Origin of the sequence: Chryseobacterium salipaludis, from assembly GCF_022968825.1 — a bacterium.
GTDB classification, from domain to species: Bacteria; Bacteroidota; Bacteroidia; order Flavobacteriales; family Weeksellaceae; genus Kaistella; species Kaistella salipaludis.
The window spans coordinates 441585-453851 of the sequence record NZ_JALHKS010000001.1 but is presented as its reverse complement, the minus strand read 5'-3'; the positions used below and the strand labels follow the sequence as shown (position 1 = coordinate 453851).

Sequence of the window (12267 nt, the reverse complement as noted above, 5' to 3'; positions counted from 1 at the left end):
TCGAGGCAAAGTTAGCAATTAATATTGTTCCTTCAAGAAACAAATTTATTATTAAATTTGTAGCGCTTTGTGGCTAAACTCCTGCATATGAAACTCAGTCCGTCCACCCGTGGACTCCTAATTTCTGCCGTTACCGTGCTTCTGGCCTTTGGAATTTATTTTCTGTTTTTGGCAAAGAGAAATTACTATCTGGTAGATAATCCAACCGGCCATACCTATTACTTTAAAATTAATAATGGCTCCGAGCAGATTCTGGCAGCCGGACAGTTTGTGAAAGTGGATCTGGAAGAAGGGCAAAACCACATCCGGGTGATGGATGCACAAAAAAAGGATTTATATGATTCTGCGTTTACAGTGAAAAAGAACCGCGGACTGGTGAATATTGCGCACCAGGATTATTACATTAATGAGCAGTTTTATGGCTACAACCTTGATAAAGACTCGCTGATCGCCGTGCGGCCCCAGACTAAGATTGATGGTAAGTTATACGTAAATGATCCGAAGCTTTTTAATAAATTATATACCGATGACTTTTATTATAATATTGATGAGGAATACGATAGAGTCATTAAAAACGTTCAGCAGGTAGAATCGCGCACGAAAATTTTCCGTAAAGCTGATTTCCTGAAGTACTACAAAGAATATTACCAATTTTAATTACAGGTTTTGAAACAAGTAACTCCCTATAATACACAAGCCGGCAAGAAAAAGGAGGTCGAAGATATGTTTGATAATATCGCTCCGAAATATGACCTGCTGAATCACGTGCTTTCGCTGAAGATTGATGTGCTCTGGCGCAACACCCTGGTAAAGTGGATGAAAGCCGACCAGCCGAAAAAGGTGCTGGACGTCGCCACCGGAACAGGTGATTTAGCGCTCGCGGTACAGAAGGGAACCGGTGCACATATTACCGGCCTGGACTTGTCCCAGCAAATGCTGAACGTGGGTATTGAGAAAATTAAAAAGCAGCAACTGTCCGGTGAGATCGATATGATTAAAGGCGATGCCGAACATCTGCCTTTTGAGGATAACGCCTTCGATGCAGCCTGTGTGGCATTTGGGGTGCGGAATTTTGAAAACCTGGAAAAAGGCCTGGCTGAAATCCGGCGGGTGCTGAAGGAGCAAAAAAGCGTCTATATTCTGGAGTTTTCCAAAGTGGAAGGTTTTATGGGCCCGCTGTATATGTTTTATTTTAAAAACATTCTTCCGCTCATCGGCCGCCTGGTTTCAAAGGACAACAGAGCCTATACTTATCTGCCGGATTCCGTGAATGCATTTCCTTTTGGTGAAAAGATGAAACAGATTCTGCTGAATGTGGGGTACAGCAAAGTAGAATATAAAAAATTAAGCCTGGGTATTGCTACCATTTATAAAGCGACCAAATAATATGAAAAGACAACTTTTGGGCTTGGGTGCCGCCTTGCTTTTGGGAGCCATCAACTTGTTGCCGGCGCAGCTCTTCCGCACAAAAGACCGTCCGGATAACCTGGAAAGTTTTGACATGCAAAAGTTCAGCTACGGTTTTTATCTGGCAGCCAATAACTTTGATTATAAAATTGTACAGCATCCAAAGTTCGGGATGGATGGACAAAAAAGTCTCGTCACACCGAAGTCCACCTACAGTTTTGGTGCCGGCCTGATCGGGCGCATGCGTTTGCATAATAATGTGGACCTGCGCGTGGAACCGGGTTTACATTTTGTGCAGCGGGAGATTTATTTTGACACCGATAGTAACAGACAGTATGCTGACGGTACACCCGCAAATGAGCCTTTTGATCCTAGAGATTTATCAGCGGCCGATAAACTGCGCACCATAAAATCCACGTATGTTGATATTCCGGTATTGGTAGAAATTCACGGCGACCGCTGGTATAACTCACGGCCGTATGCTGCTGCCGGAATCAATTACCTGCTCAACCTGCAGTCCAACCGCAATTCTGAGGACGATAATCAGCAGGGAATTTTCCGCAGCACCATGAGCAACTTTGCGTACTCGGGTGAAATCGGGATTCAGTTTTACTTCAACCGTTTTAAACTGACACCGGCCTTCCGCGGTACTTTTATGATCAATAATGAACTGGTGGAAGATAATCCTGACACGCCGCCGTATTGGGCGGATGCTATTTCCGTGCTCAAGAGCCGCGCTTTTATGTTTGTTTTAAAATTTGAGTAACTTAAAATAAAAATAAACCAGCCTTTCGGAACTTATTCTTCTTGGTCAAAATCATAGGAAATTATCATGTTTACTCATTTATTTTTTCTATTTTTGCTCAGGAGTTAGAATATAGTAAGCTGCCAAAATGCCTGAAGATTTAGATAAAAATTTTTCCGAGCTCGAAAAAAAAATCTTTGCGGTACAGAAAAATTACCGCCTGCTACAGGAAAAATTAGCCGAACTGGAGCGCGATTACCAGGAGATGAAAACGAAGTATGAAGAGGAGCGCCGGCAAAATCAGGTATTGGCAGAAGAACAGAGAAATATAAAACTTTACTCAGCGATATCGGGAAATCCGGAGCATAACCGGTTGATGAAACATCACCTGAACAGGCTCATCAAAGAAGTGGATTACTGTATTGCAGAGCTTCAAAACAGTGGATTGTAATGAGCAGCATGCGCAGAATTAATATCTCTATTGCCGGCCGGAATTACCCGCTGAATGTACCCGCAGATGATGAAGAAGTGCTGAGGCGCGTGGGGAAAAACATTGAAGCGATGATTAAAGATTTTGAAAAGAATTTTGATATTAGGGATAAACAGGATGCGCTGGCCATGTGCGCCCTGCGGCTGGGAACCGATGCGGAAACCACCAAAATCCTTAATGAGAAAAACATACATCAGACCACGGAACGGCTGCAGCAATACGGCCGCCTCCTGGATGAGCTGGAAAAGTAGATTATTCTTTTCCGGAAACGCTGCCTACAATAGTTCTAACACATTATAGGTAAACTCAACGCTAAACAATTACCGGACGAAAGTTCACTTAATGGCGTGCCGGCCTGCCCGGATTACAGAAAGTGAAAATCAGTCCAAATCGTGTAGATCAGGAGTTTACTCTTTATCACTGAACTGTTGTAGGTTTTTTTTGTGCAAAAAACAGAAGGGCAAGTTCCTTTCTGAAGAAGATGGATAACAAATAACATTAAAAATTAAAACAAATATATGGGAACAACCACAATACTCGTGGGCTTGGTTTGCCTGGTCATCGGTGCTGTAGCCGGCATGATGTACTGCAAAAGCTCACTCAATACCAAAGCGCGCTTTATCATTGATGATGCAAAAAAGAATGCGGAAAACCTGATCGAGAAAGCAACCGTGCAGGCAGAATCCGTGAAGAAGGAAAAACAACTGCAGGCCAAGGAAAAGTTTATGGAACTTAAAAGCCAGCACGACGCCGATATTCAGCAGCGCGAAAAGAAAATGACCGAGTCCGAAAAACGGATTAAAGATAAAGAGCATAAACTGAATGACGAACTGAGCAAAACCGGCAAACTGGAGAAAGACCTGAACCGCCAGCTCGCAGAATATGCAAAGAAAAATGAAGTGCTGGACCGCAAGCAACAGGAGCTGGAAGTGATCACGGCACAGAAAGTGGAAATCCTGGAGCGCATCTCGGGATATTCCGCGGAAGATGCCAAAAACGAACTGGTGGATGCACTGAAAGCGGAAGCTAAAACCAAGGCGCAAAGCCACGTGCAGACCATTATGGAAGAAGCACAGCTGAATGCCAAACAGGAAGCACGTAAAATCGTAATTCAGACCATCCAAAGAATCGGTACGGAGCAGGCGATTGAAAATTCGGTGTCGGTATTCAACATTGAATCTGATGAAGTAAAAGGTCGTATCATCGGCCGCGAAGGACGTAATATACGTGCGCTGGAAGCAGCTACCGGCGTAGAAATCATCGTGGATGATACCCCGGAAGCGATCCTGCTTTCCTGCTTTGATCCGGTGCGTCGCGAGATTGCCCGCCTGTCCCTGCACCGCCTGGTAACGGATGGCCGTATTCACCCGGCTCGTATCGAGGAAGTAGTCGATAAAACAAAAAAACAAATCGAAGAGGAAATCATTGAAGTAGGAAAGAGAACCATTATTGACCTTGGTATCCATGGACTGCATCCGGAGCTGGTGAAGATTGTGGGACGCATGAAATACCGTTCTTCTTATGGCCAAAACCTGTTGCAGCACTCGCGGGAGGTAGCGAATATCGCAGCGACCATGGCTGCTGAACTGGGACTGAATGTGAAACTTGCGAAACGGGCCGGTTTGCTGCACGACATCGGGAAAGTGCCGGAGCAGGAATCCGAACTGCCACACGCACTGCTGGGAATGCAATGGGCGGAGAAATTTGGTGAAAATGCAGAGGTGGTAAACGCCATCGGAGCACACCACGATGAGATTGAAATGACATCATTACTGTCACCCATCATTCAGGTAGCGGACGCCATTTCCGGCGCCAGACCGGGTGCCAGACGGCAGGTGCTGGAATCTTATATTCAGCGATTGAAAGATTTGGAAGCAGCGGCGCTGAGCTTTGACGGTGTTTCAAGTGCCTATGCAATTCAGGCGGGACGCGAGCTGCGTGTGATGGTAGAAAGCGGCAAAGTCAACGACGATCAGTCCGCGCAGTTATCATACGACATCTCTGAAAAAATTCAGAATGAACTGACCTATCCGGGGCAGGTTCGCGTCACGGTTATTCGTGAAACACGCACGGTGAATATTGCGAGATAGTTTTATATAAATAAACATGGAAAGTCCGGTAGCTGCCGGACTTTCTTGTATAAAAATATGTAGGCAAATTAGAAAGGTCTGTACAGGTTTACGTTGGTTTTATTTTAATCTTAAGCTAAAAACCAAATACATACGTACATTCTCCGAACAGGCAAAGCAGGTCGCATTACGGTCCGTCCAGTCCAGATTGAAAAAGGTAGAAACGGCAGAGTTAAGCAGAGCCTTTCGCGACCAGAAATATTTGTTGTCACATACCGGGCAGCAGAGTGGGTTGCCTTTTACTTCGAAAGTTTTTGGGCTGAGCTTTTTTAAAATGTTTCATCGTATTTCATGTTTAATGGTTATAAGCAGCAGATCAACAGCTTTGTTTTCTAAAATATTAAATTTTATACAGTTTTAAATGCCGGAACGCTGGACATTTACCAAGGCTGTCATTTTTAATTTTAAAGAATTTATAATATAAAATCTAAAATTTCTCCTTTATTTTCTTCGAAAAATTTCTACCGTATCAGTCTTCATTTTTACTTTTAACCAGGTGCGCAGTATTTCTTCCTGTGCGGTTTTTAGTGGTTTCTCGGTTTGGTATAAAGCGACGGGCATAAAATAAGCGGAATCCTGCGCGGTGAGAATTTTTTGCCTGCTTACCGAGAGTGACTGCAGCTCGGGAATAATTGCGCGTGCTTCCGGGAGGATGTTTTCAGCATCAATGCGATACTGGTCCAGTTCTGTTTTTAATTCATTTATCATGCGGTTCTGCGCCGGATCTGCTTCATTGGTTTCGATCTTTCCCGCAGATGCACGGGCCAGGAAGGCACTGTCCTGCCGAATGATTAGTTGCGTTTGATGCAAACCGTAATGCGCGAGCTTCTCATTTTCGGCTTTGATTTCTTCTCCGGTGAACTTTCTCGACAGGAAGGCCAGTTCCAGTTTTCGCGGCCCGGCCGGTGCGTAACTGGTTTTGCGATATAAAATCGTATAACCCCGGCTCTCAAATTCCTGGCTTACAAACTGGTTTACTTTTTCCTTAAACCTTTGTTCCTGGATGAACTGATAGGCGAAATACACACTGGGAACAATCATGGAAACTGTGATAACCGAAACCCAGGTGCGAATACGGCGTTCCTGTTTTTCATCTACAAATCCAATGGCCGGATATTTCAGCAGTTTCGCAATAAAGTAGGTGGCCAGACAAATAAATACACAGTTAATGGTATATAAAAATAGAGCGCCTGCAAGGAAGGTGAAATTTCCGGTTGCCAGTCCGTAACCTGCTGTGCAGAGCGGAGGCATCAGTGCGGTCGCAATTGCAACGCCGGGAATCGGATTACCTTTTTCAACGCGCGTAACTGCAATGACGCCCACCAGACCACCGAAGAAAGCAATCAGCACATCATAAATATTAGGAGCCGTGCGCGACAGAATTTCCGATTGTGCTTCTTTAAATGGGCTGACGCTAAAATAAACAAACGAAACCACCAGCCCAATCAAGGTAGAAATACCCAGGTTTTTAAGCGCTTTCCGCAATAGAACAAAATTGAACATCGCCAGCGCAAACCCGGCTCCGACAATCGGACCCATCAGTGGTGAAATAAGCATCGCACCAATTACCACCGCAGTTGAATTCACATTTAAACCTACAGATGCAATCATAATCGCGCAGGCCAGAATCCATAAATTGGCTCCCGAGAATACAATACTCGCCTGCACATTGGCCAATACTTTCTCTTTTTGTTCTTCTCCCTGCTCGAGGTTGAAAATGCGGTTCATCATCTATTGCGAATATGGGTAAAAGTAAGAAAATTAAGGAAGGTGTCTTATTGCTAGTTCGTCATTCTGATTTCTTCTCTATCAGGATTTTTTGCAAATGAAATATTTGGTCTAAACAGCATTTTTAAGAAATAGTATTTCCAGATTTATTTTTTTTCTTTCAATGTTAACCACTGTTTTGCATATCGGTACTGCCTTTCATAAAGCAGGGTGTCATTCAGTTCTCCATTTTCGTACGCCCTGGTAAATTCTTCCAACCCTGGGTTTCCGTTTAACGATGGAAATAATAAATACTTTGTGCCGCCTTTAAATCCGGTTTTTTGATTAATGCTTTTTCCAATGCTGGTTTGCTCAACAGTTTTCCAGCAAATCAAATAAATTAAAGGCATTAGTAAGACCAGGTACCCTTTATTAAATTTATTAAATCTTTCAAAACCCTTTCCTGCTGCAAGTAAAATGAAAAGGTACGGAACAAGATGGAAAACATAGGAATCTGATACATCATGTTTTAAGATAAAAAAAAGGTAGGGCACCATAACGATGGTGGTCGACCATTTGTTTGTGACATTTTTTATACCAATAACGATAAAGAAGAGGATGAATAAAAAATTGTAAACCAGAAAACCTGCGTTTCGAATGAGACTTTTTAAAGATTGTATTATATCCAGACTAAAAAATGATTTTCCCCAGGCATCATCCGTTAAAATAGCCATAAAGCTTTGATCGCCAAACATAACGGGAATAATTAGGATAGAAGCGACCGCTGCGGGAAGGACTAACAGAATGATGACTTTACGCCAGTCTTGCCGGAAATTGCAATACAGAAAATACAGATAAAATGGAACAAGTAATATGGTTTGAATATGAATGAGGAATAAAAGTCCGAAAATAATCGCGCTTGCGTATGCATCTGCTGTCTTTCTCCGCAATTGGTAGAGCAAACTTTTATATAAAAAAATACTGACAAAGAGTAAATAGAAACTGTAAACTTCAGTAATCACGGAAATTCGCCAAAAAGTAAAACTAAGACCGAACAGCAGCAGTAACAGATTGGTGGTTTTCTTTTTTAGTTCTTGCAGATCCAACCATTTAGCGATAAAATACAGCGCGGTCACGGAACATATACTGCTGAAAACGGCAAAAACGTAATGCGCGTTAAAACCAGGGAAAAGTTTATAAATCAGCGCAAGGAAGTTAACATATAAAAAATGGTTGGTGGCATTTGTTGCCAAATCAAATTCTTGCGCTGCTGTTACCGTAAAAACTAAACTGTCGCCCAGAATAGGATCAACTCCTATAGATGCAAGATAAATTATCAGCAGAAGAGATAACACGACCAATCTTTTATTATTCATAGATTCATTTTATAATAACCAGCGCATAATTACAATTAATTTTTAAAAGAAAAACGTAGCTTATCTGCGTACTGTTTTTCTCAAAAGGCACCTTATAAAATAGTTTGTGTTTTCTACAGATATTATGGACAGAAGTTTAATTTACAATTTTCGGCAAAAAAATATCATGGTTATAAAGAAACTAATTTAGTGAAACCAAACAGCAATTAGCTATACATAGCAACCTGGGCAAGTTTTATTTTATTTTACAATACACGGATATATAATGTTTTAAAACAGACAATCGAACTTTACAAGCCTTTCACAAAGCATTTACAAAGCCGTCTTCCTAATTAAGCCAAACTTTGGGGTAACAAATCTCAAAAGTTATATTGTTATGAAAACAAAGATTCAAAAAGTAATGCTGGCGGCAGCCGTTGTGGCAATTGTATATTCCTGTCAGCAAAATCAAAATGAGGCTTCTGCTGAAATTGTAGCTGATTCTGACTCTTCCTTATCGGCAGAAAATGCAGTGTCATCGGCAGCCAGTTTTAAGGTGCCCGGCCGGCAGTTTGTAAAAACGGCACAAGTCGATATGGAAGTTCAAAATGTGTACGAAGCCACGATGGCTATTGAAAAGTCTCTCGCCGGTCTGGGCGGCTTTGTGGTGCACAGCAATCTCGAAAATTTTGTGGTGAGTGAGAAAACCTACAATACTTCCGATACGGAAGCCGTAATTGTGCGCAAGTTCCAGTCGGCGAATAAAATGGAAGTGCGTGTGCCAACGGAAGAATTAGGCGGCTTCTTGAAGAGTCTCGGCGATCAGAATATTTTTCTGAATTCCCGCGTGATCAATGCTGATGATGTTACCGCAAGTATTAAATATGCAGAAATGGAAGCCGACCGGAACCGCCGAACGGCAGCGCAGATTAACCAGCTCAAACCCGGAGAAAAAAAGGTGCAGCTGACCGATGAAAATAAAACGGAGAAATACGATCAAACAATTCAAAAGGCAAATCTGGCGCATGATGTGAAATACAGCGTAGTCCAAATTGACCTGAAAGCGCCCGGCCACAGCGTTGCGCAGATTCCGGTGGTCAACACCAGTACCTCGGATCAATTGTATTCAGTCAATTTTTGGTACGATCTGAAAAACGCGCTCAGCGGTGGTTATGAGATGCTGCAACTCCTTATCATTGGTATTTTCCGTATCTGGCCGTTGGTAGCAATCGGTGGTGGACTCTACTGGTTTTACCGACGAAAACAAAAAGCGGAAACGCAAAAACAAACTGAATAACAGGGAAAAGCGCAGCAAAAAAACTGCGCTTTTTTTATTTTTAAACACCGGCGGGAAATATAAATTCAAAAGTCATATACTTATTACTTTCCTAATTTGAATGTAAAATTCATTACTTACCATTTAGAATTTGCACCAACAGCCGCAAATTCTTTCAGCTATTCTCTTTTATTTTTCCTCTTTCCTCTATCTTCTTTCTTCATTTTTTCCAATATCTTCCTCTTTCCTACCAACCTTTCCCCAATCCTAAAAATTTACGGAAATTTGCAGCGGTTCCTAAATGAAGCTGACCTATGAAATTATGTATTGCCGAAAAACCCAGCGTGGCGCGGGATATTGCTAAAGTAATTGGTGCGGATATGCCGAAACAGGGATATTATGAAGGCAATGGCTATTGGGTTACCTGGACTTTTGGGCATTTGTGCACACTCAAGGAGCCGCATGATTACGGTCCACACCTGAAAAGCTGGAATCTTTTCACTCTGCCCATCATTCCGGATTCATTTGGTATTAAGCTGATTCCCAATGCCGGGGTGGAAAAGCAGTTTTTCATTATCGAGCAGTTGGTCAATGATTGCGAAGAGGTGATCAATTGCGGGGATGCCGGCCAGGAAGGGGAACTGATTCAGCGATGGGTCCTGCAAAAAGCGCGCTGCCGCAAGCCGGTCTATCGCCTTTGGATTTCCTCGCTCACAGAACAGGCGATTCGCGAAGGTTTTAAAAAGCTGAAACCGGCGGAGCAGTATGATAATTTATATCAGGCAGGCAACGCCCGCGCAGTGGGTGACTGGCTGTTGGGCATTAATGCAACACGCTTATTTACCCGGAAATTCGGTAGCCAGAAGATGGTGCTCTCCGTGGGTAGGGTGCAGACGCCTACGCTGGCCATGTTGGTGAAACGGCAGAAAGAAATAGATGCCTTCACGGCGGAAGAATATTGGGAATTAAAAACCAAATACCGCGAAGTTTTATTTAATGCCACCATCGACCGGCTGAAAAGCCAGGAAAAAGCCGGTAAAGGACTGGAATACCTGAAGCAGCATCCCTTTGAAATTGTTTCTTTCGATATTAAAGAAGGCCGCGAAAAAAATCCACGCCTGTTCGACCTGACGGCACTGCAAGTGGAAGCCAACCGGAAATACGGTTTTTCTGCCGACAATACGCTCAAGTACATCCAGAGTCTTTACGAGAAAAAACACACCACTTATCCGCGTGTGGATACTACCTATCTCTCCGAAAGTTTGTATGACCAGGTGGGGGATATCCTGCGCAGCCTGACCATGTACGCTGATTTGACGGCACCCGTACTGGCACTGCCGATTCCAAAATCTAAAAATGTTTTTGATGATACCAAAGTCACGGACCACCACGCGATTATTCCCACGGAAATTACACCTTCTTCCACCGGAATTTCCCGTGAGGAGAAACTGGTGTATGATCTGGTAGCGCGCCGCTTCATCGCAGTATTCTATCCGGAATGTAAAATCTCTAATACGCTCGTGGAAGGAAAGGTGGGCACCATTCCGTTTAAAGCAACCGGAAAACAAATCCTCGAACCCGGCTGGCGCGAAGTGTACGCACGCGACAAAAAGGACGAAACCGATAAAAAAGAAAAAGACGAAGAACAGCTTATTCCGGGGTTTACTGTCGGCGAGCAGGGCCCACATGAACCCTTAATTCATCAGGGAAAAACAAGCGCGCCTAAACCTTACACGGAAGCGACTTTACTCCGCGCGATGGAAACTGCCGGCAAACAGGTGGAAGACGAAGAACTGCGTGAACTGCTCAAAAACAACGGCATCGGCCGGCCCTCAACGCGTGCGAATATTATCGAAATGCTGTTTCGGCGGAAATATATTGAACGTAAAAAGAAAAACCTCTTCGCCACGGCAACCGGCGTGGACCTGATTGATACCATTGAAGATGAGGTGTTAAAAAGCCCGGAACTTACGGGCGAATGGGAACTGAAGCTGCGAATGATTGAACGCGGCGAATATGAAGCGGCACGATTTAAGGAAGAGCTCATTGAACTGGTGACCAATCTGACGCGCAAAGTGATTAATGAAAAACCAAAGGTCATCGCCGTAGAGGAGTCGCAGGGTAAAGAGAAAAAAGCCGCTGCACCCAAAAAGAGTACGGCAATCGCCTGGGAGGAAACGGTTTGTCCTAAATGTGCCGCGCAGAAATTGCGTAAGGGAAAAACTGCCGTCGGCTGCGCAGATTATCAGCAATGTGGTTTTAAAATTCCGTTCGAGGTGTTTGGTAAAAAACTGTCGGAAAAGCAATTGCTGGATCTGGTGCAGAAAAAGAAAACCTCGAAGTTGAAAGGGTTCACTTCGCATCCGGCAGCCCTCATCGAGGGCGTGTTAGTATTGCAGGAAAATGGGCTGGTTGAACTTCTGAAGAAATAAGAACTGACAAAAATTAAACAGTGAACTGCTTATAAAAGATCAGTACACGATCTGTTAGTTGTCAAGTTCTACCTGAAAGCGCACATGAGCACCTAAAGCTTCGAAAACCTTTAAAACCGTCGTAAATCGAGCGTCCGTTGTACTGTTTTCTATCTTAGAGATCTGCGCTCTTCTTACTCCTACAAGTGCTCCTAGCTCCTCCTGGCTTAAGTTGCGCTCGAGGCGGGCCTGCCTGATTGCTTTTCCCAGCAAATCTAATCGCAATTCATTCTCAAAAGAATCACGTTCTTTCGAGCCTTTATTACCAATGTATTCGTTGGTTAGATCTTCTAAATCATATGTTTTCATAACCTTTACTTTTGAAATATTTCCTTCGTAAATCTTCCGCGCGCTGCAAATCGTTTTTAGAAATTTTGTCTGTTTTCTTAATAAACCCATGGGTGCAAATAACCACACTATCTTCTTTTGTTGTTTTATCCCAAAATGCAAACAGCCGAAAATAGCTTTTGTTATACTTAGTTCTGAATTCCCAGATTTCGTTTTGCAGTTTCTTCAACAAGACTTTATCATTTGTATAACGCGCTTTCCAGATATTATATAATATTTTTTTTCGAGCATTATTTTCCAAGCCATCCAGAAAAGTCTTTGCATCCTCTAAAAACTGAACGCGAAATTTATAATCGTTCATCCCGAAAAGTTTATCACAAAGTTAATTGTTTCCGAAAT

At 43.1% G+C, this 12267-nt stretch carries 12 protein-coding genes; 8 read left to right on the top strand and 4 right to left on the bottom strand.

Annotation, left to right across the window (positions count from 1 at the left end):
- Nucleotides 1-87: 87 nt before the first annotated feature.
- From MVI27_RS02060 to rny, 6 genes are all read left to right on the top strand, one after another.
- The gene (locus MVI27_RS02060; protein WP_246959024.1) at nucleotides 88-657 is read left to right on the top strand and encodes a hypothetical protein; all 570 of its coding nucleotides are present in this window, start codon (nucleotides 88-90) and stop codon (nucleotides 655-657) included.
- 9 nt (nucleotides 658-666) lie between these two features.
- The gene (gene ubiE, locus MVI27_RS02055) at nucleotides 667-1386 is read left to right on the top strand and encodes a bifunctional demethylmenaquinone methyltransferase/2-methoxy-6-polyprenyl-1,4-benzoquinol methylase UbiE (RefSeq protein ID WP_266213238.1); all 720 of its coding nucleotides are present in this window, start codon (nucleotides 667-669) and stop codon (nucleotides 1384-1386) included.
- A 1-nt stretch (nucleotide 1387) separates the two neighbouring features.
- On the top strand, nucleotides 1388-2173 hold the full coding sequence (gene porT, locus MVI27_RS02050) for a type IX secretion/gliding motility protein PorT/SprT (protein WP_246959023.1): 786 nt from the start codon (nucleotides 1388-1390) through the stop codon (nucleotides 2171-2173).
- 127 nt (nucleotides 2174-2300) lie between these two features.
- Nucleotides 2301-2603 carry a hypothetical protein gene (locus MVI27_RS02045; protein ID WP_246959022.1) on the top strand — a complete coding sequence of 101 codons (303 nt, stop codon included), beginning with the start codon at nucleotides 2301-2303 and terminating at the stop codon, nucleotides 2601-2603.
- Nucleotides 2604-2611: 8 nt separating this feature from the next.
- The gene (locus tag MVI27_RS02040) at nucleotides 2612-2893 is read left to right on the top strand and encodes a cell division protein ZapA (protein WP_246959021.1); all 282 of its coding nucleotides are present in this window, start codon (nucleotides 2612-2614) and stop codon (nucleotides 2891-2893) included.
- Between the two features lie 267 nt (nucleotides 2894-3160).
- Nucleotides 3161-4732 (top strand): ribonuclease Y, encoded by a 1572-nt coding sequence (gene rny, locus MVI27_RS02035; RefSeq protein ID WP_246959020.1) that lies wholly within the window; start codon nucleotides 3161-3163, stop codon nucleotides 4730-4732.
- Nucleotides 4733-5212: 480 nt separating this feature from the next.
- Here the strand turns inward: rny and MVI27_RS02030 are convergent, their stop codons facing one another.
- Both MVI27_RS02030 and MVI27_RS02025 read right to left on the bottom strand, forming a co-directional pair.
- Nucleotides 5213-6502, bottom strand: a complete 1290-nt coding sequence (locus MVI27_RS02030) for a DUF389 domain-containing protein (RefSeq protein WP_246959019.1) — start codon at nucleotides 6500-6502, stop codon at nucleotides 5213-5215.
- Nucleotides 6503-6645: 143 nt separating this feature from the next.
- Complete coding sequence (locus tag MVI27_RS02025; protein ID WP_246959018.1) at nucleotides 6646-7854, bottom strand: DUF2723 domain-containing protein; 1209 nt, start codon at nucleotides 7852-7854, stop codon at nucleotides 6646-6648.
- A gap of 376 nt (nucleotides 7855-8230) precedes the next feature.
- Between MVI27_RS02025 and MVI27_RS02020 the strand changes: the two genes are divergently transcribed.
- Together MVI27_RS02020 and MVI27_RS02015 are read left to right on the top strand one after the other, a co-directional pair.
- Entirely contained in the window at nucleotides 8231-9130 is a 900-nt protein-coding gene (locus MVI27_RS02020) for a DUF4349 domain-containing protein (RefSeq protein ID WP_246959017.1), read from the top strand.
- A gap of 293 nt (nucleotides 9131-9423) precedes the next feature.
- The gene (locus MVI27_RS02015) at nucleotides 9424-11541 is read left to right on the top strand and encodes a type IA DNA topoisomerase (RefSeq protein ID WP_246959016.1); all 2118 of its coding nucleotides are present in this window, start codon (nucleotides 9424-9426) and stop codon (nucleotides 11539-11541) included.
- 54 nt (nucleotides 11542-11595) lie between these two features.
- Here MVI27_RS02015 and MVI27_RS02010 read toward each other — a convergent pair whose 3' ends face one another.
- Together MVI27_RS02010 and MVI27_RS02005 are read right to left on the bottom strand one after the other, a co-directional pair.
- The gene (locus MVI27_RS02010; protein ID WP_246959015.1) at nucleotides 11596-11889 is read right to left on the bottom strand and encodes a helix-turn-helix domain-containing protein; all 294 of its coding nucleotides are present in this window, start codon (nucleotides 11887-11889) and stop codon (nucleotides 11596-11598) included.
- A complete protein-coding gene (locus tag MVI27_RS02005) occupies nucleotides 11876-12229 on the bottom strand; it encodes a type II toxin-antitoxin system RelE/ParE family toxin (protein WP_246959014.1) in 354 nt (117 codons plus the stop codon). Before MVI27_RS02005 ends, MVI27_RS02010 begins: the two co-directional genes overlap by 14 nt.
- Between the last annotated feature and the right edge of the window lie 38 nt (nucleotides 12230-12267).

What these genes read in the sequence shown, in the direction of transcription:
- MVI27_RS02060 (WP_246959024.1), top strand. Translation starts at nt 88, where the DNA reads ATGAAACTCAGTCCGTCCACCCGTGGACTCCTAATTTCTGCCGTTACC.
- porT (WP_246959023.1), top strand. Translation starts at nt 1,388, where the DNA reads ATGAAAAGACAACTTTTGGGCTTGGGTGCCGCCTTGCTTTTGGGAGCC.
- MVI27_RS02045 (WP_246959022.1), top strand. Translation starts at nt 2,301, where the DNA reads ATGCCTGAAGATTTAGATAAAAATTTTTCCGAGCTCGAAAAAAAAATC.
- MVI27_RS02040 (WP_246959021.1), top strand. Translation starts at nt 2,612, where the DNA reads ATGCGCAGAATTAATATCTCTATTGCCGGCCGGAATTACCCGCTGAAT.
- rny (WP_246959020.1), top strand. Translation starts at nt 3,161, where the DNA reads ATGGGAACAACCACAATACTCGTGGGCTTGGTTTGCCTGGTCATCGGT.
- MVI27_RS02030 (WP_246959019.1), bottom strand. Translation starts at nt 6,502, where the DNA reads ATGATGAACCGCATTTTCAACCTCGAGCAGGGAGAAGAACAAAAAGAG.
- MVI27_RS02025 (WP_246959018.1), bottom strand. Translation starts at nt 7,854, where the DNA reads ATGAATAATAAAAGATTGGTCGTGTTATCTCTTCTGCTGATAATTTAT.
- MVI27_RS02020 (WP_246959017.1), top strand. Translation starts at nt 8,231, where the DNA reads ATGAAAACAAAGATTCAAAAAGTAATGCTGGCGGCAGCCGTTGTGGCA.
- MVI27_RS02015 (WP_246959016.1), top strand. Translation starts at nt 9,424, where the DNA reads ATGAAATTATGTATTGCCGAAAAACCCAGCGTGGCGCGGGATATTGCT.
- MVI27_RS02010 (WP_246959015.1), bottom strand. Translation starts at nt 11,889, where the DNA reads ATGAAAACATATGATTTAGAAGATCTAACCAACGAATACATTGGTAAT.
- MVI27_RS02005 (WP_246959014.1), bottom strand. Translation starts at nt 12,229, where the DNA reads ATGAACGATTATAAATTTCGCGTTCAGTTTTTAGAGGATGCAAAGACT.